Raw genomic sequence first — 24,616 nt, 5'->3', positions numbered from 1 at the left:
ATGAGCACAACATCTCCCCAGTCACCTCATCATGTTCTTGAAACGCTCGACCTGCGCGTCGATGGCCAGCGCCTATGGGAAGCGCTGATGACCTTGGCCAAGATCGGCGCTACCCCCAAGGGCGGCAACTGCCGTCTGGCACTGACCGAGGAAGATCGCGCCGGTCGTGAGCTGGTCACCGGCTGGTTGGAAGCCGCTGGCCTGACACTGCGCGTCGATCAGATCGGCAATATTTTCGCGCGCCGTGCAGGCCGTAACAATGCCCTGCCGCCCATCGCCACCGGCAGTCACATCGACACCCAGCCGACCGGCGGCAAGTTCGACGGCTGTTACGGCGTGCTGGCCGGACTCGAAGTCATGCGCGTGCTGCAAGAACGCGGCATCGAGACCGAAGCACCGCTGGAGGTGGTGATCTGGACCAACGAGGAAGGCAGCCGTTTCGTGCCGGTGATGATGGGCTCTGGTGTGCATGCAGGCTTGATCCCGCTGGAGAAGGCACTGGCCGCCACCGACCGCGACGGCGACAGCGTTGCCGCCTCGCTGGAACGCACCGGCTATGCCGGTGATGTGCCCGTGGGCAGCCATGAGTTTGGGGCCTATTTTGAAGCGCATATCGAGCAGGGCCCAGTGCTGGAGCAAGAAGCCATCACCATCGGCGCCGTCACCGGCTCCCTCGGCCTGCACTGGTTTGATGTCGTCGTCAGCGGTCAGGAAGCCCATGCCGGACCGACGCCGATGCCCTACCGTCGCGATGCGCTCAAGACCGCCTGCGCGCTGGTCAGCGATATCCTGACGCTGGCCGATGACTACCAGCCCAACGGCCGCGTGACCTGTGGTGAGTTCAATGTGCATCCCAACTCGCGCAACGTGATTCCGGGCCAGGTGCGTTTCAGCGTTGACCTGCGCCACCTCGAACCTCCAGTGCTCGCCGAGATGCACGCCAGACTCAAGGCGCTGTGCCTCAAGCATCACGCGGCCAATCAGAGCGACAAGCAGCGCGTCGAGGTTGAGCTGATCGAAGTGCAGCATATTCCGCCGACGCCCTTCGCGCCGGCGCTGATCGAGATGGTGCGCGGTGCCAGTCGACATCTCGGCTTGAGCTTCCGCGACATGGAAACCGGCGCGGGCCATGACGCCGTGCAGATCGCCGGCATCAATCCGGTCGCGATGATCTTCGTGCCCTGCGAGGACGGCATCAGCCATAACGAGAGCGAGAATGCCGAACCGGAGGATCTCGAAGACGGCGCCAATGTTCTGCTGCTGGCGATGCTGGAACGTGCCGGTGTCGTTGCCAACCCGCAGGAGGCTGCGCAATGAGCACCTCTTCTGATCAGGCGACTTCGGTTCAGGCCTCTACCGCCCCGCTGACGCATGCCGACTGGCAAGCACGCGCGGCAGGGCTCGTCTTCGAGACCCGCGCCTTCATTGACGGGGCGTATGTCGAAAGCACCGGCTGCGATACCTTCCCGGCCTGGAATCCGGCGACCGGTGAAGTGCTCGCGCATATCACCGCCTGCACCGAGCAGGACATCGACCGCGCCGTGATAGCGGCGCGGCGTGCCTTTGACTCTGGCATCTGGTCGCGTCAGTCACCCCAGGCACGCAAGGCAGTCTTGCAGCGTTTCTCGGCATTGATCAGCGAGCATGCCGAAGAGCTGGCGCTGTTGCAGACACTGGAGATGGGCAAGCCGATCGGTGACAGCCTGGGCTTTGATCTGGCGGAAACCGCCCGCTCGGTGGCCTGGTATGCCGAGGCCATCGACAAGCACTATGACGAGATCGCACCGACGGGCGAGAACGTTCACGCCACCATCACCCGTGAAGCGCTGGGCGTGGTCGCGGCGGTAGTGCCATGGAACTTCCCGCTGATGATCGCCTCTTGGAAGTTCGCCCCGGCGCTGGCGCTGGGCAACAGCGTGGTACTCAAGCCGGCCGAATCCTCAAGCCTGAGTGCGCTGCGTCTGGCGGCACTGGCCACTGACGCCGGCATTCCGTCGGGCGTCTTCAATGTCACTCCAGGGCTGGGCGCAGTGGCAGGACAGGCACTCGGCCTGCACATGGAAGTCGATGCACTGGCCTTCACCGGCTCTACCGCCACCGGCAAGCGCTTCATGCGCTACGCCAGCGAGTCGAACCTCAAACGTGTGTGGCTTGAGTGCGGCGGCAAGTCGCCGCATATTGTGTTCGCCGATTGCCCGGACCTCGACATGGCGGCGCGCGCGGCCGCTGATGCCATCTTCATCAATCAGGGCGAAGTCTGTATCGCGGGCTCACGTCTGTATGTCGATGACGCCATCTATGACGACTTCATGCCGCGCTTGATCGCCTGTGCCCGCGCCATGCCGGCCGGTGATCCGCTCAACCCGGCCACGCGCATGGGCGCACTGGTCAGCGCTGATCATCATCAGAAGGTGCTGGGGTTCGTCGAGACAGCACTCGCGGAAGGCATGACACTGCATCAGGGAGGCGGTTCGCTGCCACCGAGCGCAGCGTGCGCAGGCGGCTGGTATCTGGAACCGACCATCGTGGAAGGCGCCCATGACAGCACCGTGATGCGTGAAGAGATCTTCGGGCCAGTGCTGGGCGTGACGCGCTTCAATGGTGAGGATGAAGCGGTCGCGATGGCCAACGACTCAGTCTATGGCCTGGGGGCGGGGCTGTGGACGCGCGATCTGGCCCGCGCCCACCGTGTCTCGCGTCGATTGAAGGCGGGGCTGGTGTGGGTCAACTGCTACGCCGATGGCGATATCAGCGTGCCCTTCGGTGGCGTCAAGCAGTCTGGCTTCGGGCGTGACAAGTCACTGCACGCCCTCGACAAGTATTCAGACCTGAAGACCACCTGGATCAATCTCGACTACTAGGTATCCGCAGGCGGCAGTGTCAGGGAATCAATCATTCGCGGCGTATCGGACGATCGATTCTCTGGCGCTGCCGTCTTGGCATCTGGTTCTGGCGCACGCACGGACTCAAGGCCGCGATGCAGGCGGTCTTCCAGCGGTACCTTGGCGAGTGCGTTATGCAGGAAGTCGACGAAGGTGGATTCGGCCGCACTGAAGCGCGCCTCGCGGTGCCACATCAGATGCAGGTCGATATCCGCGACACCGCCATAGGGCGGCAGCGGCCACAGCTGACCCTGTTCGACTTCGCGCCTGACGATGTGTTCCGGCATGCAGCCGATGCCCCAGCCGGCATGCACCATGCGCTGGATTTCCTGCAGGCTGCTGGACTGGCCGACCACTGGCCCCTGCAGGCCTTCCTTGGCGCGGAACATCGCCAGCGGCGACAACACACCATCCAGCTGCTCACTGCCAAACGAGATGTAGCGCTCACTGCGCAGCGCCTCGAGGGGCAGATTCTGGCGGCCAAACAGCGGATGGGTCTGGCCACAGAAGTAGTGATAACTCTGGCGTACCAACACCTGTGACATCAGCTGGTCCGGTGTCTGGCGGGCCAGACAGATTCCCAATGCCCCCTGGCGCTGCAACAGGCCCTGCTGAACCTCGTGACTGGACATGTCCTGTATCGAGAAGGTGACCTGGGGGAAACAGCGATGAAAGCGTGCAAAGACGCTATCAAGGAAACGGCATTCAATGCCAGTCACGAAAAGGAGCGAGACATGCCCGGAAATCTCCGTTTGACTATTGCCCACCTCCGACGCCAGACGTGCCACATTGGCGTAGATCTCCACCGCTTCGCGATAGACTACCTGCCCTGCCGATGTCACCCGAAAGCGGTGACTATCACGCTCGATCAATCGCTGCCCCAGTCTTTCTTCCAGCCGCTTGAGTGACAGGCTGACCGCGGGTTGAGACAGGTAAAGACGTGCGGCTGCACGACTGACACTCTCCTCTTGGACAATAACAATGAAGGTGCGCAGTAGATTCCAGTCCAGCGTGTCATGAATAGGCCGCATGTCACTTTTTCCTGTATGTCGTGAGAAAATCCGTACGACAGTCGAGTTTGCCTGTGCAATATGCTATGACAACTCACGCTGTTATGACGTTAAATACAATACCAAGAAAGCGGAAATAAAGACGATGTTCAATAGCCGAGAAACCTTCATCCTCTCGATCATGATCATAGCATGTGGCGTATTTATGATGGGGCTTTCGCTCTATTTCTTCCGCCGCATCAAGACCTATGACGACTACAATGTTGCCGGACGATCCACCGGTACCTTCCCGCTGATCTGCACACTCATTGGTACCGCCGTCGGAGGGTCCACATTATTGGGATTCGTTTCCAAGGGCTATGCGTTCGGGCTTGGCCAGCTGTGGCTACCGGTCGGCATGACCGTTGCCGGTGTGGCGCTCTACTTCTTCATCGCCAGGATTCACTCTGAAGGTGAGCGCCTGAACATGGTGACACTGGCCGACTTTCTGGTCAGTCGCTTCGGTGAAGGCGTAAGAACCCCCACCCTGATCAGTGTGCTGTGCGCCTACTCCGCCATCACCGGCATGCAATTCGTCGCGGTGGCCACGGTGCTCAAGCTAGTCTTCGGGCTGGCACTGCCGGTGGGCATCCTGCTGACCTGGGCACTGCTGACCGCCAAGACCTGGCTGGGTGGCCTGATGGCGGTGATCTGGTCAGACGCCATCCTCGGCACCCTGCAAACGCTGGGTATCTTCTTCCTGCTGGGCATGGTCTATTTTGCCAGCGGTAGCTGGGAGGTGATGTCGGCCGCGCCGCTGCCCACTGACAGCCCTGACTTCCTGAGCCTGACCGGCATTTCCGGCCACGAATTGACGGTCTACATGCTGACCATCGGTGCCTATCAGTTCGTGCGTCAGGACCTGTGGCAACGCTTCTGGGCCGCTCGCAGCCTCAGAGCGGCACGTACCGGCTACGCTGTGGCCATCGTCTTCACGCTGCTGGTCGGTGCGGCGGTGGTCTTGATCGGCAGCTTCGCCAGGCTGGGGCTGGACATTGCGGTCACCAATCCGGATCTCTCCTTCTATGCCATCATCAAGGCGACCCTGCCATTGCCGTTGATGGTCAGCATGGTCGTGGTGCTGCTGGCGACCATCATCTCGTGTGCGGATTCGTTCTTCATCGCGGGTGCCTCGTCGATTGCCAATGACGTCATCAAACCGCGCATGAAAGGCCGTGATGATGCCTTCATGCTACGCATGAGCCGCCACTCTGTGATCGCCATGTCATTGATTTCACTGGGACTTGCGCTCTATGCGCCGCGCTTGCTGGATATCTGGATCCTGGGCAGCGCCATGTTGGTATGCGGGGTACTGGTCCCCACGATAGTGGCGCTGTGTTGCCGTACGCCGAATCCGCGTGGCGGTCAGGTCATGATGTGGGGCGGTCTCGCCACTGCCGTCATGTGGCAGATACTTGGGCATCCGTTCGGACTGCATCCGGTGATGATTGGCTTACCCGTTTCACTGGCACTGATGCCACTCGCCTTGCGTCAGGCACGATCACCGCTGACGACAACGTCCAACGCAGAGTGATAGTGCTTGCTGGCGTTGATGCAGAGGTTAGGCCAATAGAACTCAGCAGCTGAATTCATGAAATGAGTGCAGATAGCGACGCTGCATTTCAAGGTACTTTCGACACCCTTTCCTGCACCCTTCACTGGGGTTCTGGAAGGGGTGTCGTGCGTTTCTGATGGTCGCATTCTATATACTATCGAATGGTAATTGATGTTCAATTCCGTCAGCGATAATCACATGACTTTCAGATCAATCTGTAATTACAACGTGTCAATCTTGAGCATAAATATAAGTTTATTAACTAACATAAATAATATAAATACCAAGTATTGAAATTTGAAAAGCCAAAAGGAAGATGATTCGTTGACCGTGGCCTGAGCGACTCATAGATTGAAGGCGTACCATCATGTTGATGACAGAGAAGGCACCCCTAGTGCTTACCAAGGATGCCACCTGTTCCTGGCCACTTGGTCAGTATTCACCACTGCCTCTAGCTTCCAGATCTTACGATCTCGGGAACTCAAAAATAACGATAATGCGGATAATTCAATGAAAACACTCAAGCCCACCCTACTGCTCCCGCTGTTTGCCCTGCTGCCCGCGACGTCTGCCATGGCGACCGAGCTGCGCATGCTCGCAAGCTACGATCAAACCAGCGCCTACTCGCGTGAAATTGCCCAGCGCTTCATCAAGGAAGTCGAAGCCAACGACACGGCAGACCTCTCCATCAAGCTGACCGGCCCCGATGTCGTGTCGCCGTTCGAGCAGCTGCAGCCAGTGGCCGCAGGTGTTTTCCAGTTGCTTTACACCCACGCCGCGTATCACACCAACACTACCGGTGTCGGCGCTGCGATGGATGCGATCAAGGTCAACCCTGAGCAGACGCGTGAATCCGGCCTTTGGGATCTGGTCGATGAGCACTACCAGACACTCGGCCTCAAGCTGATCTCGATTCCGCCGCTGGGCAGCAGTGGTTTCCAGTACGTACTCAAGAAGCCGATTGAAGGCTCACCGGGTCTGGATGGTCGCCGCCTGCGCGGCAGCCCGACCTATACCAACGTTACCAAGGGCATGGGTGGCACACCGGTGCTGATGTCGAGCGGCGATGTCTACTCCGCCATGGACCGCGGCGTGATCGACGGTGCCGCCTGGGGCCTGAACGGCGTCAAGGACATGGGCTGGCAGGAAGTGGCCGGTTACTTCTCCAAGCCGACCTTCGGTCAGACCTACAACTTCGTGCTGATGAACCTGAATGCCTTCAACAGCCTTTCGCCGGAACAGCAGCAAGTCTTGCTGGATCAAGGTCGTCAGCTTGAAACCGAGATCGCGCCGGTGATGGACAAGCTGGCCATCGATGAGTGGAAGTCACTGGAAGCGGCAGGCATGCAGCCGACCGAGTTCTCACCCGAAGATGCTTCACGTCTGGATGCGCTGGTCACCGACGGTATCTGGCAGCTGGGCATCGACAAGACACCAGAGACCGTGACGGCCATGCGCAAGCTGGCGATCGAGAAGAACCTGACCACCGTCAGCGAGTAAGGAATTCACCATGCTAACCCTGCTTGCACGTGTGCATGACGGCGTGACGCGAGCAGGCTTCCTTCTGGGCGGTGTCACTCTCTGTGGCATCGTCCTGTGCTTCTGGCTGGAAGTCATCGCGCGCTACTTCTTCAACTCCCCTACGCTGTGGTCCGGCGCGATGGTGGCTTACCTGCTGTGCCTCTCGATCTCACTGGCGATGCCAGAACTGGCCCGCACCCACGGCCACATCGCCATCACGGTATTGCCGGAGCGGCTGTCTCCTGCCACCCGCGCCCGCTATGACCGTGCACTCGCGGTATTGACTGGCGGTGTCTGTGCCGTGGCCGGCTGGATCTGCGTGCAAGAAAGCCTGCGCCAGTTCACCTACACACCACCACGGCGCTGGGGCTCGACATTCCGAAAGTCTGGATCTCGATGTTCATCGCCTATGCCTTGGTCAGCGCTGCACTGCACTTCCTGCGTCATGGCTTCGGCCGCCCGGCGGTGCCAGAAGCTGTTGAGCCGACGCCTGCCAAGTCCACATCTGCGACAGACCCCACAAAAGGACCCTGAGTCATGGAATGGTATTTCTCTCTGGGCCTCGCCATTGCCGTGCTGATGGGCCTGTTCGCCCTCGGCATTCCCGTCTTTGCCGCATTCCTGACCATCAACGTGCTCGGCACGCTGTGGTTGATGGGCACTGCCGGCTTCGGCATGTTCGCCAACAGCATCTACGACAGCATGACCTCGGAGACGCTGACCACCATCGCGCTGTTCGTGTTGATGGGCGAGCTACTGTTCCGTTCCGGTTCCATCGACGTCATCTTCGACTCCCTCGATACCCTGATGGGACGCATGAAGGGACGCCTCTATTTCTTCGTCGTCGCGCTCTCGACCCTGTTCGGTGCCCTGTCTGGCTCCGCGCTCGCGGTGACCGCCATGCTCAGTCGTTCGGCACTGCCGACCATGCAGCAGCGTGGCTATGATGACCGCCTCTCCATCGGTCTGATTCTGGGGGGCGCAAGTCTCGCTCCCATCATCCCACCCAGCCTGTTGGTCATCATCATCGGCTCGATGGTCGATGTCTCCATCGCCCGCCTGCTGATCGCCGGTATCTTGCCCGGCATTCTGCTCGCGGCCCTGTTCATCCTCTATGTGAAGGTGCGCATCACGCTGGACCCCAGCCGTGCCCCGGCCATCGATGAAAGCGGCGGTGGCAGTGCCCAGGAAAAGCGGCGCGCCCTGATCAACATGCTGCCGTTCAGCATCATCATCTTCGCCGTGCTCGGACTGATTCTGCTCGGTATCGCCACGCCCTCCGAGTCCGCCGCCACTGGCGTGCTGGGTGCATTGCTGGTTGCGGCCTACTACCGCAAGTTCTCGTTCAAGATGGCGGGCGAAGCGGTGATGTCATCGCTGAAGGTCAGCACCATGATCATCGTGATCCTGGCGTGCTCGAAGCTGTTCTCGCAGCTGTTGAGCTTCACCGGCGCCACCAGCGGGCTGGTGAGCAGCGTGACCGGGCTGGATCTCGACCCGGTATGGATGCTGCTGATCCTGATGCTGATTCCGCTGATCGCCTGCATGTTCATCGACCAGATCGCCTTCATGATGGTGGTGATTCCCATCTACGCGCCGCTGGTCAAGCTGTATGGCTTTGACCCGGTGTGGTTCTGGACACTGTTCTTGATCAACATCTCGGTGGGCAGTCTCACCCCGCCCTTCGGCTACAACCTGTTCGCGGTGAAAGGTGCCGCCCCCGCGACCCCGATGCAGACCATCTACGCCGCCGCCTGGCCCATCGTCATCTGCTTCCTGTTCGCGATGCTGATGCTCTACTGGGTACCGGCACTCACCACCTTCCTGCCCAGCCTGATCTGACCGACCACGCCGAGAGACTTCCATGTACCAACTCAATGACATGCCAGACCAGGTCGCGCCGGAGCTGCTGGCACAGCTCACCCAGTGCGAGACGGCCACCATCGGCCACTTCCACACCCACGGCTTCGTCGAACCGGCGATTGCCTGCATGCTGCCCCAGGTACGGATTGCCGGCACCGCCGTCACCGTCTCGCTGCCACCGGAAGATGGCACCCTGCTCAACCACCTGATGCGTCTGGTGCGCCCGGGCGATGTGCTCATCGTGCATCGTCAGGGCGATCGCCACCGCGCCTGCTGGGGCGGCGTGATGACCACGGTCGCCTCACGTCTGGGCGTGGCCGGCGTGGTGATCGACGGCATGGCCACCGACGCCTTGACCATTCGCGACAAGCATTTCCCGGTGTGGAGTCGCGGGGTCGCCTCGCTTACCACCCGCTTCGCCGGAATCGGCGGCGCGCTCAACGTGCCGGTCAGCATTGGCGGCGTGGTCGTCAATCCGGGCGATGCCATCCTCGCCGATGAAAGCGGTGTCATCGTCATGGCCCCCTCAGAAGTCTCCGCCATCGCCACCCACGCCATCGAGGTCCAAGAAGCGGAAGACGTGCTGCTGGCGAAGATCGCCGATGGTGCCTGCCTGCCGGACCTCACCGGCGCAAGCCAGCTGATCGAGGAAGTGAACGCACGCGGCTGATCCCCCCGCTTGATCAGGTCGCGAGACGCTGATTCTTTCGAGAGATGCTGAAAGCAAAAAAGGCCACCAGAATCACTCTGGTGGCCTTTTCGGTTGTGGCTTATTGTCATGGGCTATCACGGCGCTTGGCACGGCCGCACATCAACGCATCGAGCCACAGCATCGAGTCACACCTTTCTCAGAACAGCGTCTTGTCGCGTGCTGTTCTCACGATGTTTTCCCTGCAGTGCTCAGCGATGTCACGTTTTCCATTGTGGGTCTTGCGTCACTTGTACTCTGACAGGATGTCATGCATGTCGCTTTCGGTTACCTGTCGCGCCTCTCTGGCGCGATACGATTCAATGGCGCGGCGTACCGTTGCCGCACTGATGCTCGGTGGGGCTGGCGTATTGCTGTCTGCCACATCGCCCGCGAACGCCGCCCATTTCCAGCACACTCAGATAGTGCTCAATAACCTGGGGGGTAGTTACGGCTTCATCGTGGCGCAGGACATCACGCTTTCGCGGATAGCGGAGCAACATCCAGAACTTCAGGATGAGGTGCGTGCCGCCGCGACCGACTTCGACAATGCCTTCCCGAATATCACCCAGCGGCTGACGCGGGCGGTAGAGTCCCTCATCGGGCGCGAGGCGACGGCCAACGCGATGCAGCGCATCGAGACGCGAGTCCACAAGAAATTGGCCGCCATGCTGGCACCAACCGTATTGACGACCGACTTCTCACAGCGCTTCCTCGAGATCCTTCATCGCCGCGCTGAAGGTGATGACATCCCTTCGCCCTACCGCGAATATCTGCTGGCGACCACCTACCAGGACGAGCCGGTCTATGAGCTATACGACGGCTACTATCAGCAATTCAGCACCAAGGGGCATGCCAAATCGAGAGGAGTAGACCTCACGTTGCGTCTGCCTGCCTCCTGGGGTGCCAAGGAAAGTCGACAGCCACATATCGTGCAGAAATGGCGCAATCAGGTCGGCACCGGTATGCAACTGATCGTGCTGGAGGTCTATGACCTGGACGGCGCCACTATCAATGCCCAACAGCTAAAGGTGATGCAAGCCAACCAACAGCTCAGCCGATGGGCGCCGCAAGGCAGCGAGATGCTCGACTCTGGCGTTACGACCATCAATCATCGTCCGGGCTACTGGTTTGATATCTCGATGGCACAACAGCATAAAAACAAGCGCACCCTCTCGCATACCCGTCAGTACGGCATCTTCATCAACGACAAGATGGTACGGCTCAGCTGCAGTGCCTATCAGGCGCTGCCAGAGGGGGTGACAGAAGTGAAATCGCCTCGCGATCGGGATTCCAACAGCGAATTCGAGTCACTCAAGACACTGTGTGGTGGAGTGATCAAAGGCTCGGCGGTGATGCAGACATACGAGACCAGCGTCAGCCGTTAGACAGTATGCTATCTCGTTGCTATCTCGTTGCTCCCCCCCCTGCACTTCTCCCATGAATCCGCCTGATCACCGATATCTCCCTCGCATCATCATCACACCCAATACCGGCGGGCCAACTGGTTCGATATCGCCATGACACAGCGACACCAGGGCACGCCCATCACCTCGCAGACCCGCGAATACGGCCTCTTCCTCGATGACAAACTGATCCGCCTGCACTGCACCAGCTATCACCCCGCCGCCGACGGCACCGCCTACGCCAAAGCCAAGACGGACTTTACCGTCGAGGAAGGCTTCAGCGAGATCAAGCCGTTATGTGAAGGGTGATGGGGAGTTTAGTGGTGATGGACATAGATTAGAACAAATATATATAATTAATTACATAAAATAAAACTTATCATTATAAAAACAGAAAAATATATATGGTTACTGAGAAAACTATTAAGGTGCTCTATCTGCTTCCAAAACTCATGTTAATCATAAACATATATTTACACTTAACATCTAAAGTGTTAGTACCCCACTAGAAGTTTTGCGTAAAAACTTAGTCCGGATATAGCTCGCCAATTAATATTGACGAGCTATAAGTTACTTAGAACATTCTGACGATTCGATCAGTTAACGAATCCGTATTCACCTTTTTATATATAACTCCACAAACTTCTCTCAAAAATTCTTTCTCACTAACATTATTACTTGCTACGCTTGCCACCATCAGGCTCCAAAGCTTTTTTCCTTTATTGTCAGTTTTGCCATCTTGGTATTTTGTAATCACATCATCTAGCGACTCTTTCCTGAAAAATCTATCATTCAACTCTCTAAACAAAGTTGTATCAACGCTTTCAATTAAATTGGAATGCAAGTACTTCTCAAGACTAGGCACGGGAAGAAATGTTACATTAAGTCTTGCAACAATACTATCATTAGACTTACTCTTTTCAAATTCCTCAACTACATCACCATCCAAAACAGAGATAATTTTTGTAGCTTTGCTGGCTAAGTTAGAATCGTAAATCTCCCTATGAAGCCTGATAGTATTCCTCCAGTCTCCACAAGGTAATATATGATATAGCTTTCCACTATAGAGGCTTTCTGCATTTATTACTTCACCAATAATAAATTTAGCTAGTTCATCTTCACATAATATCAAGAAATCATAGCTATCTTGATTATAAAGAAATCTAGTTGCATAAGCAGGATAGCATGGATTGATCACTTCAATAGTTCTATCTGGCAAAGTCTGAAGATAATATATACTATCGGCACCAATACCACGTAACAGCTCAGTTGAATGAGTAGAAAAGTATACGGCGAGATTATACTCTCTTGATATAGACTTCAGGAAACCAAGCAACCTACTGATAGCCACAGGATGTAACGCAAGCTCAACTTCATCAATAAGTATAAATGACTTATTATCTGTGCCCTTTCGTTTTTGCTGGAAAATCTTATTATTCAAAAAATGTAACAGGCTCAAAAGCAGATTTTCTCCAGTGCTGAGCCAGTACTGACTTAGCATTGTATCTGGATAGTGCATAAAATAAGGTACTGTTTCAAATCCAAGCTTAGAAGCTACTTGTCTATTCCTAACTTTCCTAATTATGGGATAAACACCCTTCTTGCCATGCAAAATATAATTGAAGTTAGTATTTATAAAATCATCAGCATCGACTAGATGCTCTTCACTAACACTATCTGACAGTTGCAAAGATTCAAGGGTAGAATCGGAGAAACGTGTGCCATGAATAATACTACCCTCAATAAAACCATCAATCCTTATATCCTTAGAAGACTTACCTTTAACCTTCCATCTTGCACCTGCCCCCTCCTTCTCCCAGTAATCCGACTTACCTTCATAAAAATAATTAACCTTGGATGCATTACCACATCTACCGAAAAGATCATTTAATAATGCAGGTCTAAAAGGCACTGCCAACAAGGCCATAATAGTGCTTTTTCCTACACCATTAGTACCTGCAATAGCGTATAACCCTTGCTCGATAGGTATCTCTAAACTAAAGTTTTTGATACTTTTAACATTTTCGATCTCTACTTTAAGAAATTCCATTTCCACCTCACTATTTGCCATTTAAATCAAATGCACTCACCACATCCAAACCAACTCAATCGATATTATTTAGAGCATACGTACATACCAAGAATATTTATCCAACCACTACGCTATTGCCCCGTAAAAACTTTATGCATTCAGATTTCAATAAACCCACTGTCACTCACACATCAATGCGCGCTAGTAGCGTCTTAAGAACTTACAGTATAAAAAAAGAGACAATTTAGCATGATTCATCATTGAAATTAATTGACACATTACAACTCATCAAAAGATATCGAAACTTTATCGGTCGTTGTTGACCCACTGCGATCTCCAATGCAGCATGAGCGTCAAGGGAAAGGGCTATGACAATGCCTGTGCCATCATGGTGATTGTCACTCAGGCCTTCGAAATCCGAATGAGCTCTTAGATTGGTGTCCATGGTTACTGGGCAATTTCAGTCTTTAACTTATGGCGAATACAGATACAAAGGAATCAATCCTTCAACCTTTTGAGCTTCCTCACCACCGTCGGCTGACTAATCCCTGCCCTCTTGGCTATCGCATAGGTACTGGGCAATTCAGCAGCCATCTCGCGTAGCCATTGCGCTTCAATGCGTGCCAAGCCTTCCTTGAGAGTTTCGTTGGGGCCGAGTTTGGGTATTGGCATGGCTACCGCCCCCTCAGCGGCAGGCTCTGAGAGGGAGTTATTGCCTTGAGAGATATTATCAATGGCAACAGTATTAGTTATGCCTATTCCATTAGATTTGTCATTACTAAATCCAAATGAATTGCCTAGTCCATTAGCGTTATTCGTGGAACAAGTGTTGAGCAGCGATTGTACTGAGTCGTTGTCGATGACATCACTGGGGGCGCTGAGCCAGGCGCGTTCCAGCCAGTTTTCGAGTTCGCGAATATTGCCGAGCCAGTCCTGGCGCATGAGGACAGGCCAGAGCGAGGCGTCGAGAAGCTTGTCACGCCCGTGGCGGGTATTGAGACGTGCGAGGTGTTGTTCGACCAGCGAGGGAATATCTTCGCGACGTTCACGAAGCGGCGGCAGGCTGACGGGTAGCACATTGATGCGGTAGTAGAGGTCCAGCCGGAACTGGCCCTGCTCCACGCGGGCGGCGAGGTCTTGATTGGTGGCGACGACCAGCCGGAAGTCGGCGCGGCGAGTGGTGGTGTCACCCAGCCGTGTGATTACGCCATCCTGAATCACCTTGAGCAGCTTGGTCTGCGTGGCCAGCGGCAGCTCGCCTATTTCATCCAGGAACAAGGTGCCGCCTTCGGCCTGCTCCATCAGGCCCGCCTTGCCACGATTGCCTGCGCCAGTGAAGGCACCGGGTTGATAGCCGAACATCTCCGACTCGAACAGGCTTTCCGGAATCGCCCCACAATTGACCTCGATGAAGGGGCCGTCAGCGCGTTGGCTCCAGCGATGCAGTTGATGCGCGAAGGCCGTCTTGCCGACCCCGGATTCGCCCAGCATCAGTACCGTGGCGTTGGTGGGCGCGACACGCTTGAGCAGTAACGCTATCTCGCGCATCACCGGACTGCAGACTTTCAGCTCGCCCATGTCGGTCAGCAGGTCCTGTTCTTTCTCCTCCTCTCTCTGCTCTGCCCTCTGTCCCTCATCGTCGTACTGACTCACATCACCGGAACGCCCCGATATCGCTGACACCCGCGACAGCTCACCGCCACGCGTATTGCGCCGCAGGTGATCACTGAAGCGCTGCTGGAGCACGGCATATTCCTGCTGCAACAGCTGAATGTCGGTGAGGTCCATCGAGCGGCTGACCACGCACTCAAGCCGCCCCTCGACAAATACCGGATGCGCCTGCGCGACAACCCGCCGCCCTGTGGCCGTCAGCTGCATCATCTGTACCGTGCGTCCCGTGCGCAGCACTTCAAGGCTGATGGAAGGCTTGAGCACGCCACTGGCTTCCAGCTCATGCACGTTGGCCGCGCATAGCGCTTCACGCGTCATGCCATACACCGCTGCCGCGCCGGGACTGACATCGAGCACCTGCCCATCGGCACCCACCACGAAGTAGTGATCGTGCGCGGTGTCGATGATGGTTTTGAGGGTCTGACGGTCGAGCTCTGACATCGCAGCCACCTGGAGAGTGATCCATTTATGAATCGATGATACATAAATGGATCACTGTAGGCATTCCTGATGATCCATAAATGAATCGCTTTATAAAAAATCTATAAAAAAACAGACGACTAAAAGTTGGCACACTTACTGCAATACTAGAATATGCGCCGCAGTATTCACTCGGGCCTAAAACGACAATACACCGCTCGTCCTCTTCATCCGACGAGCGATACAGGACTACCGGAGAGTTTCATGAGCGAATTCAATCAGCCGTTGGGCGGCAACGACATGCCACGTTTCGGCGGCCCGGCCACCATGATGCGTCTGCCAACTCAAGAGACGGCCAAGGATCTTGATGTGGCCTTCATCGGTATTCCGCTGGATATCGGCACCTCCAACCGTCCCGGCGCCCGTTTTGGCCCGCGCCAGATTCGCGATGAATCCCGCATGCTGCGCCCTTACAACATGGCCACCCGCGCCGCGCCCTTCGATAGCCTGCAGGTGGCGGACATCGGCGATGTGCCGATCAACACCTTCCACCTGCCCAAGAGCATGGACATCATCGAGAAATTCTACGATGAAGTACTCAGCCACGATTGCGTTCCGCTGACGCTGGGCGGTGACCACACCGTCACTCTGCCGGTGCTGCGGGCCATCGCCAAGAAGCACGGGCCGGTCGGCCTGATCCATATCGATGCCCACGCCGATGTGAACGACCACATGTTCGGCGAGCCGATTGCCCACGGCACGCCGATTCGTCGTGCTCAGGAAGAAGGCCTGCTCGACAGCACGCGTGTGGTGCAGATCGGCCTGCGCGGCACTGGCTACTCCGCCGATGATTTCGACTGGTGTCGTCAGCAGGGCTTCCGTGTCGAGACCGCCGAGATGTGCTGGTTCAAGTCACTCGCGCCGCTGATGGCCGAAGTGCGCGACATGATGGGCGATCGCCCCGTCTACATCACCTTCGACATCGATGGCCTCGACCCCTCCGTGGCACCGGGCACCGGCACCGTGGAAGCGGGTGGCCTGACCATGCCGCAGGGCATGGAAATCGTGCGTGGTGCGCGTGGCCTCAATATCGTCGGCGGTGATTTGATGGAAGTCTCTCCGCCCTACGACACCAGCGGCAACACCGCGCTGATGGGCGCGACCCTGCTTTACGAAATGCTGTGTGTGCTGCCGGGCGTAGTGCAGCGCGACTGAGTCGTACTCGACTGGCATGAGCTTCGCGCTGCCCGCTTGATCGTCCCGTCAGGCGAGCAGCGCACAGTCTCAAGACCTGCCAATGCATTGCCCTGCGACAGTCTCATGAAAGTATTCAGTAAAAACAAAGCGTTAACGAAGCCTGACCATTATAAAAAGACCAAGGTGACTTACCATGTCCTCAAGCATTGATCCGACGGCGGCTACCACGCCGTCCTCTGTTGATCAGCCTCCGCGCTCCGATCAGCCGAAAACGACACAGAAAACAATAATCGCCACGGCCCCCGCCCCGTTGAGCAAGCGCGGCCTGATCAAGTTCCTGGTGCCATCAATTATCGGCGTCTCCTTCTTCCTGGTGCCGTTCAGCGTCGGCGACACCATCAATATCGGCATGGGCCTGATGGCTGACTGGCTCAAGGCGTCGCTCGGCGACTCTCTGCCCGCCATCGCCGTCGTCGTGCTGTGCCTCTCGGTATTGCTGACGGGCTTCGTCAAGCTCGCCAAGCCTAACTGGGCCAAGCAAGGTGCCGCCCATGAGCTATTCGATGTGTCTGCCGTCTGGTTCGGCATGCGGGCACTCGGCGCAATGTTCGCGCTGATGACCTACTTCCAGTGGGGGCCGACCGCCGTCACGGCGGCCTTCACCGGTGGCGTGATGCTCAATGACCTCGCGCCAGTGCTGCTGACCTTCTTCTTCTTCGCGGCGATTCTACTGCCGCTGCTGGTCGATTTCGGCTTCATGGAATTCATCGGCAGTCTGGTATGTCGCCCGTTTCGCGCCATCTTCAATCTGCCCGGCCGTAGCGCCATCGATGCCACCGCATCATGGATGGGGTCTGGCACCGTCGGCGTATTGATCACTACCCAGCAGTATGAGCAGGGCTTCTACAACCAGCGCGAAGCCGCGGTGATCGCGACCAACTTCTCAGTAGTCTCGATTGCCTTTGCCCTGCTGATCACCAGCTTCATGAACATCAATCACCTGTTCGTGCCCTTCTACCTGACCGTCATCGTGGCGGGCTTGATTGCCGCGGTCATCGTACCGCGCCTGCCGCCGCTGTCACGCAAGAGCAATAGCTATCATGAGCCGGTCGGTTGCCAGATCTCTGAAAAGAATCAGACTGACGGCAGTGAACTGCGCTTCGCCCTCAGCATGGCCGTGGCTCGCGCCGAATTTGCACCGGGCCCACTGAAACTGGCGAAGACAGCCGGTATCAATGTGGCCGATATCTTCCTGGGGCTGTTGCCGGTCGTGATCGCCATCGGTACCGTCGCGCTGATGCTGGCCGAGTTCACCCCCGTGTTCACCTGGCTGTCCTACCCGATGATTCCGCTGCTGGAACTGCTGCAGATTCCCCACGCAGCCGAGGCGGCACCTGCTACGCTGGTCGGCTTTGCTGACATGTTCCTGCCGGCGGTGCTGGCCAAGGATATCGACAGCGAACTGACGCGCTTCGTGATCGCCTGCCTGTCACTGACCCAGTTGATCTACATGTCAGAGATCGGCGCCCTGCTGCTCAAGTCAAAGATTCCGCTCAAGATATGGGAGCTGGTCGCCATCTTCCTGCTGCGCACGCTAATCACCCTGCCGATCATCGCCTTCATCGCGCATGTGTTCGTGTTCTGAGTCACGCGAACCCCTGACACGTTTCTTGTCTCATACGGGAGCACCCAGGTGCTCCCGTCATTGGAATAACCTGCCATGACCTGTGCTGAATTGTTGATTCGACTACTACGTGATACCTACGGCGTGGATACCGTGTTCGGCATCCCTGGCGTGCATACCATCGAGCTCTATCGTGGTTTGGAAGAGAAACGTGGCCTGGAAGACGACGGCACTGACAAGACCATCCGCCACGTCACGCCACGCCACGAACAGGGCGCTGGCTTCATGGCCGATGGTTACGCGCGCGCCACCGGCAAGCCGGGCGTGTGCTTCATCATCACCGGCCCGGGCATGACCAACATCACCACCGCGATGGGCCAGGCGTTGGCCGACTCCATCCCGATGCTGGTGATTTCCAGCGTCAATCGCAGCGATACGCTGGGCCGTGGTCAGGGTCGTCTGCATGAGCTGCCCAGCCAGCAGCAGCTGGTCGCGGGCGTCGCACGCTTCAGTCATACCCTGCTTGATCCATCGGCGCTGCCAGAAGTGCTGGCCCGTGCCTTTGCCCTCTTCGAGGGTGCACGCCCCGGCCCGGTGCACATCGAGATTCCCATCGACCTGTTTCCCGCGGAAGTCGCGCCGCCACACGGCCGCACTTCGCATGAGTGGACTCGCCCGCGTATTGGTCGCACCGCACCCGACCCCGCGCTGATCGATGCCGCGGTCGAACTGCTCAACGGCGCCAAGCGCCCGCTGGTGCTGCTCGGCGGTGGCTGTGTCGCCGCGCCCGAGGCTGCACGACAGCTGGTGGAGGCGCTCGATGCGCCCACCGTCATTACGGTAAATGCCAAGGGCTTGCTGGGCGCTGCTCATCCATTGGATCTCGGTGCCAATGCCTCACTGCCTGCCGTGCGCGAACTGGCACGTGATGCCGATGTGGTACTGGCGATCGGCACCGAGCTGGGCGAGACAGACTATGACGTCGTCTTCGATGACGGCTTCGTGATTGGTGGCAAGCTGATTCGCATCGATATCGATCCTGAGCAGCTGGGCCGCAACCAGCACGCCACCTTGGCGATGGTCGCCGATGCAGGACTGGCGCTGGAGATATTGGCCAAGCGCTGCAGTGAAGCAAGCAAACACACGCCCAATGGCTCAAGCAATGGCTCAACCAGGGGCGCGCAGATCACCGCTGCCGCACTGGAAGCGCTCGCACTACCGACAGACCCGGCCTTCGCACCCTACGTGCCGCTGTTCGACACCTTGCAGCAATCACTGCCAGAGGCCATCTGGGTCGGTGATTCCTGCGCGACCGTCTACGCTGCCAATCATCTGGTCAGCCAGCCGGCGCCGCGGCGCTACTTCAACTCCGCGACCGGTTACGGCACCCTTGGCTATGGCCTGCCTGCCGCAATGGGCGCGACGCTCGGGCGTCCTGACCTGCCGGTGATCGCGTTGGTCGGCGATGGCGGCATCATGTTCACGTTGAGTGAGCTTGCCTGCGCGGTGGAAGAGCAGCTGCCCGTCGTCATCGTGCTGTGGCACAACCAGGGTTATGAAGAGATTCGCCGCTTCATGGACAACGCCGGCGTCACCCGTCTGGGCGTCGACATCCAGGCACCCGACTTCCAGCTGATCGCCCAAGGCTTCGGCTGTGCCGCCGTGCGTGTCGACTCGCCGGACAGCCTGACCCGTTCGCTGACCGAACGAAATGCCAAGGCACCGCTGCTGGTAGAAATAGATGCGGCCGCGTGGTGCCATCACGTACGCTAGATCATCTGCCTGTCACCTCATTGGCACTTTCATCCGCTTCATGGCGTCATCGTCTCAAGGAATTCACATGCAACAGCTCGATCAGCAGACTCTCGGCAATCAGTGTCTCCATCAATTCATCAACAACCAGTGGGTCAAGAGCCACGGTGAGCGCCGTCTGGTCGTGACCAACCCGTATGAGGAGAGCGTGATTGCCGAGGTGACTGCCGGTGATCCCCGTGATGTCGATGCTGCCGTCGAGGCCGCCGCCATTGCCTTCGAGGGCTGGCAGACATTGAGTGGCGCCGAGCGCGCCGTGTATCTGGAGGCCTTCGCGGAGGGCCTGACGACCCGTCGTGAGGCGCTGGTCGAACTATCGGTGCGCAATAACGGCAAGATTCGCGCCGAAGCCGAAATCGATCTCGACGATGCCATCGGTTGCTATCGCTATTACGCCGAGCAGGCACGTGCACTGGATGCCCGTCAGGGCGTCGCGGTGGAGCATGATGTCGAGGGCTACGCCGGACATTGCTACCAGGAACCCGCCGGTGTCGTCGGGCTGATCACGCCGTGGAACTTCCCGCTGGTCACCAGTGCCTGGAAGGTCGCTCCCGCGCTTGCGGCGGGCTGCACGCTAGTCATCAAGCCGTCTGAGGTAACCCCGCTGCCGGAACAGGTGCTGGCCGAGATTGCGCTGGAAGCCAAGCTGCCGACGGGCGTATTCAACCTGCTGCACGGTGATGGCGAAGGCATCGGTGGCCCGCTGACGCGTCATCCGCGTATCGACAAGATTTCCTTCACTGGCAGCAATGTGGTCGGCGAGAAGGTAATGCAAGCCGCTGCCTGCGGCATTCGCGGAGTATCACTGGAGCTGGGCGGCAAGTCGCCCATCATCGTGTTGGAAGATGCCAACATTGAGGAAGCCGCTGACTGGGTCATGGCAGGTATCTACTTCAATGCTGGGCAGATCTGTTCTGCCACCTCGCGCCTGCTGGTGCATGAAGCCGTCGCCGATGATCTGCACGCCGCGCTTGCCAAGCGCATCGATGCGCTGGTGCTGGGCGATCCAATGGATGCCGCGACCCAGATGGGCCCGATGACCAGCGCACGCCAGCGTGACACCGTGCTGAATTATCTGGACGTGGCACGCGAAGAATGCCTGACCGTGCTGCGCGATGGTACGCATCGTACCTTGCCGGCACAGGCTACTTCGTGGCGCCGACACTCTTCACCGAGGTACCGCTGGAGAGCCGCCTGTGGCGTGAAGAGATCTTCGGGCCGGTGCTGTGTTCGCACACCGTGGCTGATGAAGCCGAGGCCGTCCGCCTGGCCAATGACAGTGACTATGGCCTAGTCGGCACCGTCGTCAGTGGCGATGCCAAACGTGCTCGTGCCGTGTGCCGCCGTCTGCGTACCGGTGTGACGTGGTACAACAGCGAGCAGATTCCACTGGTTCAGGCCAGCTGGGGTGGCTTCAAGCACAGTGGTATCGGCCGCGAGCTTGGCCCGTGGGGACTGGCAGGCTATCTGGAAGTGAAGCACATCATCGGCCCAGTACTCGACTGAACCGGGCTACATTGAGCTGCACTGCACTGGAGTGAACAGGACTGAAGTGAACAGGACTGATCAGTCTCTGAGCATCGCCCGCTGACTGGGCGGCATGGCTAGCGCTCGCAACAGAACTCACAAGACAGAACGTGGCTAATAGAACGTAGCTAACAGAACGTAAAGAAAAACGCCCCGACTCTGCCACTGGCAGGCTCGGGGCGTTTTGGTCTATCGCGGGTCATTCAATCAAGTCATCTCGCTCACTATCCGTTCAGCGCCGCTGTCTGACTGACGCCATCCCGCGCGCAGGCCTGTCCGCAATGGCTGCCATGAATGCTGAGCGCCTGCCAGGCATCGAAGGTGCTGAGATAGATCTCGCCGCCAAGATTCTCTGGCAGATCAGAGCACTTGAGGCGGTCCATCACCGGCCCTTTCACTTCACTCAGATGCAGCTTCACACCTGCCGCTGTCATGCGCTCGTTGATGACTTCGAGGCTTTCCAGTGCCGAGGCATCAATCAGATTGACGGCCTGACAGGCCAGCACCAGATGGCGCAGCGAGGGACGGTCGGCCGTCAACGCCAGCACGGTGTCTTCCAGGTAGCGCGCATTGGCGAAATAGAGACTCTCATCGATACGCAGAATCGCCAATTCAGGATCAGTCTCCACCGCGTGACGCTCGACATTGCGAAAGTGCTCGGTTCCCGACACACGCCCGACCAGCGCACTGTGCGGCTGGCTGGTACGCTTTAGATACAAACCCAGTGAAATCACTACTCCCGCCATGATGCCGCTCTCGACGCCATGCAGCAGTGTCACGATCAGCGTGATCGCCAGCGCTGTACCATCACCGCGTGAGTAGCGGAAGGTGCGTTTGATCGCCGCGATATCAATCAGGCTGGTGGTGGCCACGATGATGATCGCCGCCAGTGTGGTGCGCGGCAGCCACGCCAACCAATCGGTCAGCAGCAGGCTCGCCAGCAGGATACCGAGCGCCGTAAAGGCACCCGCCAACGGCGTCGCGGCACCGGCATCGAAGTTGACGACTGAACGCGACAGCCCGCCAGAGACCGGCATGCCACCACTGACGCCTGCCCCCATGTTGGAGAGCCCCAGCGCGATCAACTCCTTGTCGGGATCAATGCGCTGACGACGACGCGCGGCCAGTGTCTGTGCCAGTGCCAACGACTCGACGAACCCCACCACGCTGATCAACAGCGCCGACATCAGCAGGCCAGACCAGTCGTGGCTGACGAATGACGGCAGGCTGATCACCGGCAAACCGGCCGGAACAGCACCGACCAGGGCCATGCTGTGCTCTGCGTTCTGATCTCCCAGGTTCAATCCCCACGCCAGCAGGCTGGAGGCGATCACCGCGATGATCGGGGTCGTCTTGCAGCACATGCCTGCCGTTGTTTTGCTTAGCCCCAGCGCCATCACTCCATTCTTGAGATGACGGCGCGCCAGAATGAGCCCCGCCCAACATCCCAGCCCGATGGTCAGTGTCGGCAGATGAATGCCTATCCCTGTTGGCAGCGCCAGCAGCGACTGGCCCATCTCGATCAGATTGCCGCCTTTGAGACTCAGTCCGCTCAAGGGCCCTAGCTGACTGGCGATGATCAGAATGCCAGACGCTGTCATGAAACCTGAGATCACCGGATGGCTGATGAAATTGACCAGCGCCCCGAGGCGCAACAGCCCCATCGTCACCAGCAGCGCGCCTGACACCAGCGCCAGTAGCAGCGCGGCACCCAGCATCTCAGGAGTGCTCAACGCTGCACCATCAGCCCCCGTCATACCCGCGATGGCCGAGGCTGTCATCAATGAGATAATCGCCACCGGCCCCACCGCCAGCGTGCTACTGGTGCCGAATAGCGCATACAGCACCAACGGCAACATGCTGGCATACAGGCCCACCTGCGCGGGCAGTCCCGCCAACAGCGCATACGCCAGTGCCTGCGGCACCAGCATGACGCTGACGATCACTGCGGCCAGCAGGTCGCGCCCGAAACTCTGGCGATCATAATGTTCCAACCAACCCGCCAGAGGTAGCCAGCGGGCGAGTGTACGGCTATCCGCTCCGCGAGCCTGCTCAGACATCATGTGACGCCGGACGCGCCAGCCACTCGTGTCCCTTGAGCATCATGTTCCAGTAGATGAACGGCAGCCCGCGTGACTTGAGCTGCCAGGCAAGCCGTGTCGGGCGCGTGCCGTCATTGATCCACTTAGGGAACGTGGGTTGAAGTTCGCCGCCGTAACCGAACTCCGCCAGCACGATGCGGCCATTCTCGACCGTCAACGGGCAAGAACCATAACCGCGATAACCGGCCACAAGTGCACCACCGGCCAGGGTCGCAAGCAGATTCTCAGCCACCACAGGTGCCTGCTTGCGCACTGCAGCGGCCGTCTTGGCGTTGGCGGTGCCACTGACATCACCCAGCCCGAAGATATCGGCATGCGTCACGTGTTGCAGGGTCTCCGGCTCGAGATCCAACCAGCCACCGGCATTGGCCAGGCTTGATTCGGCAATCAATGCGGGAGCCTTCTGGGGCGGCACTACGTGCAGCATGTCAAAGGATTGCTCGACGATCTGCGGCTCTCCTCCCTCTTCGGTCGCCGGCACCTCAAAGCGAGCCGTCTGCGTTTCGCCATCAACGGAGATCAGGCGCTGGTTGAACTGCACGTCAATGCCATAGCCCTTGACGGCCTCTTCCAGCGCCGGCACATAGGCCGGTACACCGAACATCACGCCGCCCGCATTGTGGAAGGTGACGTTCAGCTGACCGAGCACTCCCTCACGCTGCCAGTGATCACAGGAAAGATACATCGCCTTCTGAGGAGCACCGGCACACTTGATCGGCATTGGCGGCTGGGTGAATAGCGCCTTGCCGCCCTTGAGAGTCTGCACCAGCTCCCAGGTATAAGGGGCGAGATCGTAACGGTAGTTGGAGGTCACGCCATTCTTGCCCAAGGTGTCTTCCAGACCCTCGATGGCGGCCCAGTCAAGCTCAAGGCCAATGGCAACGACCAGCCGGGTATAGCTGAGCTTGCGGCCATCGCCGAGCGTGACTTCATGCGCTTCGGCATCAATCGCCATCACCGATTCGCGATACCAATGCACGCCCTTGGGCATTACCGCCTGCATCGGCTTGCGCGTGTATTCCGGCGTGAAGATACCGCCACCAACCATCGTCCAGCCTGGCTGATAGCTGTGCTGCTCAGCGGGTTCGACGATGGCGATATCCATGTCCGATTGGCGCTTGAGCAGGCTGGCCGCGACGGCAATACCGCCAGCACCGCCGCCCAGAATCACTACCTTGTGAGCATTGGGCGGAATCGTGACTGACGCCGTAGCGTGTGAAGGCTGTGCGGACGCTGACTCGGTGACTGGGTTGTTCATCCGTGACTC

17 protein-coding genes and 1 pseudogene are annotated in these 24,616 nt (G+C 58.2%); 13 read left to right on the top strand and 5 right to left on the bottom strand.

The features are described from left to right. On the top strand, positions 1-1,317 hold the full coding sequence (locus BF12_RS0115190; protein ID WP_024953014.1) for a Zn-dependent hydrolase: 1,317 nt from the start codon (positions 1-3) through the stop codon (positions 1,315-1,317). Then, positions 1,314-2,861 (top strand): aldehyde dehydrogenase, encoded by a 1,548-nt coding sequence (locus BF12_RS0115185; RefSeq protein ID WP_051511060.1) that lies wholly within the window; start codon positions 1,314-1,316, stop codon positions 2,859-2,861. Before BF12_RS0115190 ends, BF12_RS0115185 begins: the two co-directional genes overlap by 4 nt. Here the strand turns inward: BF12_RS0115185 and BF12_RS0115180 are convergent. Continuing rightward, positions 2,858-3,913: a LysR family transcriptional regulator gene (locus BF12_RS0115180; protein WP_024953012.1), complete on the bottom strand. Its 1,056-nt coding sequence runs from the start codon at positions 3,911-3,913 to the stop codon at positions 2,858-2,860. The two genes, BF12_RS0115185 and BF12_RS0115180, sit on opposite strands and share 4 nt — an antisense overlap. Before the next feature lie 124 nt (positions 3,914-4,037). On the opposite strand from BF12_RS0115180, the gene BF12_RS0115175 reads away from it, so the two are divergent. From BF12_RS0115175 to BF12_RS0115145, 7 genes are all read left to right on the top strand, one after another. Next, positions 4,038-5,465: a sodium:solute symporter family protein gene (locus BF12_RS0115175; RefSeq protein WP_024953011.1), complete on the top strand. Its 1,428-nt coding sequence runs from the start codon at positions 4,038-4,040 to the stop codon at positions 5,463-5,465. A 531-nt stretch (positions 5,466-5,996) separates the two neighbouring features. After that, positions 5,997-6,986, top strand: coding sequence for a TRAP transporter substrate-binding protein DctP (dctP, locus tag BF12_RS0115170; protein WP_024953010.1), 990 nt, complete (start codon positions 5,997-5,999; stop codon positions 6,984-6,986). Between the two features lie 10 nt (positions 6,987-6,996). After that, positions 6,997-7,587 (top strand): TRAP transporter small permease, encoded by a 591-nt coding sequence (locus BF12_RS0115165; RefSeq protein WP_024953009.1) that lies wholly within the window; start codon positions 6,997-6,999, stop codon positions 7,585-7,587. Next, on the top strand, positions 7,545-8,849 hold the full coding sequence (locus tag BF12_RS0115160) for a TRAP transporter large permease (RefSeq protein WP_024953008.1): 1,305 nt from the start codon (positions 7,545-7,547) through the stop codon (positions 8,847-8,849). Before BF12_RS0115165 ends, BF12_RS0115160 begins: the two co-directional genes overlap by 43 nt. Positions 8,850-8,871: 22 nt before the next feature. After that, positions 8,872-9,540, top strand: a complete 669-nt coding sequence (locus tag BF12_RS0115155; RefSeq protein WP_024953007.1) for an RraA family protein — start codon at positions 8,872-8,874, stop codon at positions 9,538-9,540. A 293-nt stretch (positions 9,541-9,833) separates the two neighbouring features. Then, complete coding sequence (locus BF12_RS0115150) at positions 9,834-10,946, top strand: hypothetical protein (protein ID WP_024953006.1); 1,113 nt, start codon at positions 9,834-9,836, stop codon at positions 10,944-10,946. A 132-nt stretch (positions 10,947-11,078) separates the two neighbouring features. After that, positions 11,079-11,273 (top strand): hypothetical protein, encoded by a 195-nt coding sequence (locus BF12_RS0115145; protein ID WP_024953005.1) that lies wholly within the window; start codon positions 11,079-11,081, stop codon positions 11,271-11,273. A gap of 265 nt (positions 11,274-11,538) precedes the next feature. On the opposite strand, the gene BF12_RS0115140 is transcribed toward BF12_RS0115145, so the two are convergent. After that, positions 11,539-13,014 carry an AAA family ATPase gene (locus BF12_RS0115140; RefSeq protein ID WP_024953004.1) on the bottom strand — a complete coding sequence of 492 codons (1,476 nt, stop codon included), beginning with the start codon at positions 13,012-13,014 and terminating at the stop codon, positions 11,539-11,541. 480 nt (positions 13,015-13,494) lie between these two features. Further along, a complete protein-coding gene (locus BF12_RS0115135) occupies positions 13,495-15,108 on the bottom strand; it encodes a sigma-54 interaction domain-containing protein (protein WP_024953003.1) in 1,614 nt (537 codons plus the stop codon). A 243-nt stretch (positions 15,109-15,351) separates the two neighbouring features. Between BF12_RS0115135 and speB the strand changes: the two genes are divergently transcribed. From speB to BF12_RS20450, 4 genes and pseudogenes are all read left to right on the top strand, one after another. Then, a complete protein-coding gene (speB, locus tag BF12_RS0115130; protein ID WP_024953002.1) occupies positions 15,352-16,302 on the top strand; it encodes an agmatinase in 951 nt (316 codons plus the stop codon). A 175-nt stretch (positions 16,303-16,477) separates the two neighbouring features. Next, positions 16,478-17,929: a YjiH family protein gene (locus BF12_RS0115125; RefSeq protein WP_024953001.1), complete on the top strand. Its 1,452-nt coding sequence runs from the start codon at positions 16,478-16,480 to the stop codon at positions 17,927-17,929. 75 nt (positions 17,930-18,004) lie between these two features. After that, the gene (locus BF12_RS0115120; protein ID WP_024953000.1) at positions 18,005-19,681 is read left to right on the top strand and encodes a 5-guanidino-2-oxopentanoate decarboxylase; all 1,677 of its coding nucleotides are present in this window, start codon (positions 18,005-18,007) and stop codon (positions 19,679-19,681) included. Positions 19,682-19,748: 67 nt separating this feature from the next. After that, positions 19,749-21,226: pseudogene (locus BF12_RS20450) on the top strand (aldehyde dehydrogenase family protein). Between the two features lie 245 nt (positions 21,227-21,471). On the opposite strand, the gene BF12_RS0115110 reads toward BF12_RS20450, so the two are convergent. Beyond that, positions 21,472-23,307: a SulP family inorganic anion transporter gene (locus tag BF12_RS0115110; protein WP_051511062.1), complete on the bottom strand. Its 1,836-nt coding sequence runs from the start codon at positions 23,305-23,307 to the stop codon at positions 21,472-21,474. Next, the gene (locus tag BF12_RS0115105; RefSeq protein WP_024952998.1) at positions 23,300-24,607 is read right to left on the bottom strand and encodes an NAD(P)/FAD-dependent oxidoreductase; all 1,308 of its coding nucleotides are present in this window, start codon (positions 24,605-24,607) and stop codon (positions 23,300-23,302) included. The genes BF12_RS0115110 and BF12_RS0115105 overlap by 8 nt, the downstream gene beginning before the upstream one ends. Positions 24,608-24,616 lie beyond the last annotated feature (9 nt).

The organism is Cobetia crustatorum, assembly GCF_000591415.1.
Lineage (GTDB): Bacteria > Pseudomonadota > Gammaproteobacteria > Pseudomonadales > Halomonadaceae > Cobetia > Cobetia crustatorum.
This window is presented reverse-complemented; position numbering and strand designations above follow the sequence as displayed.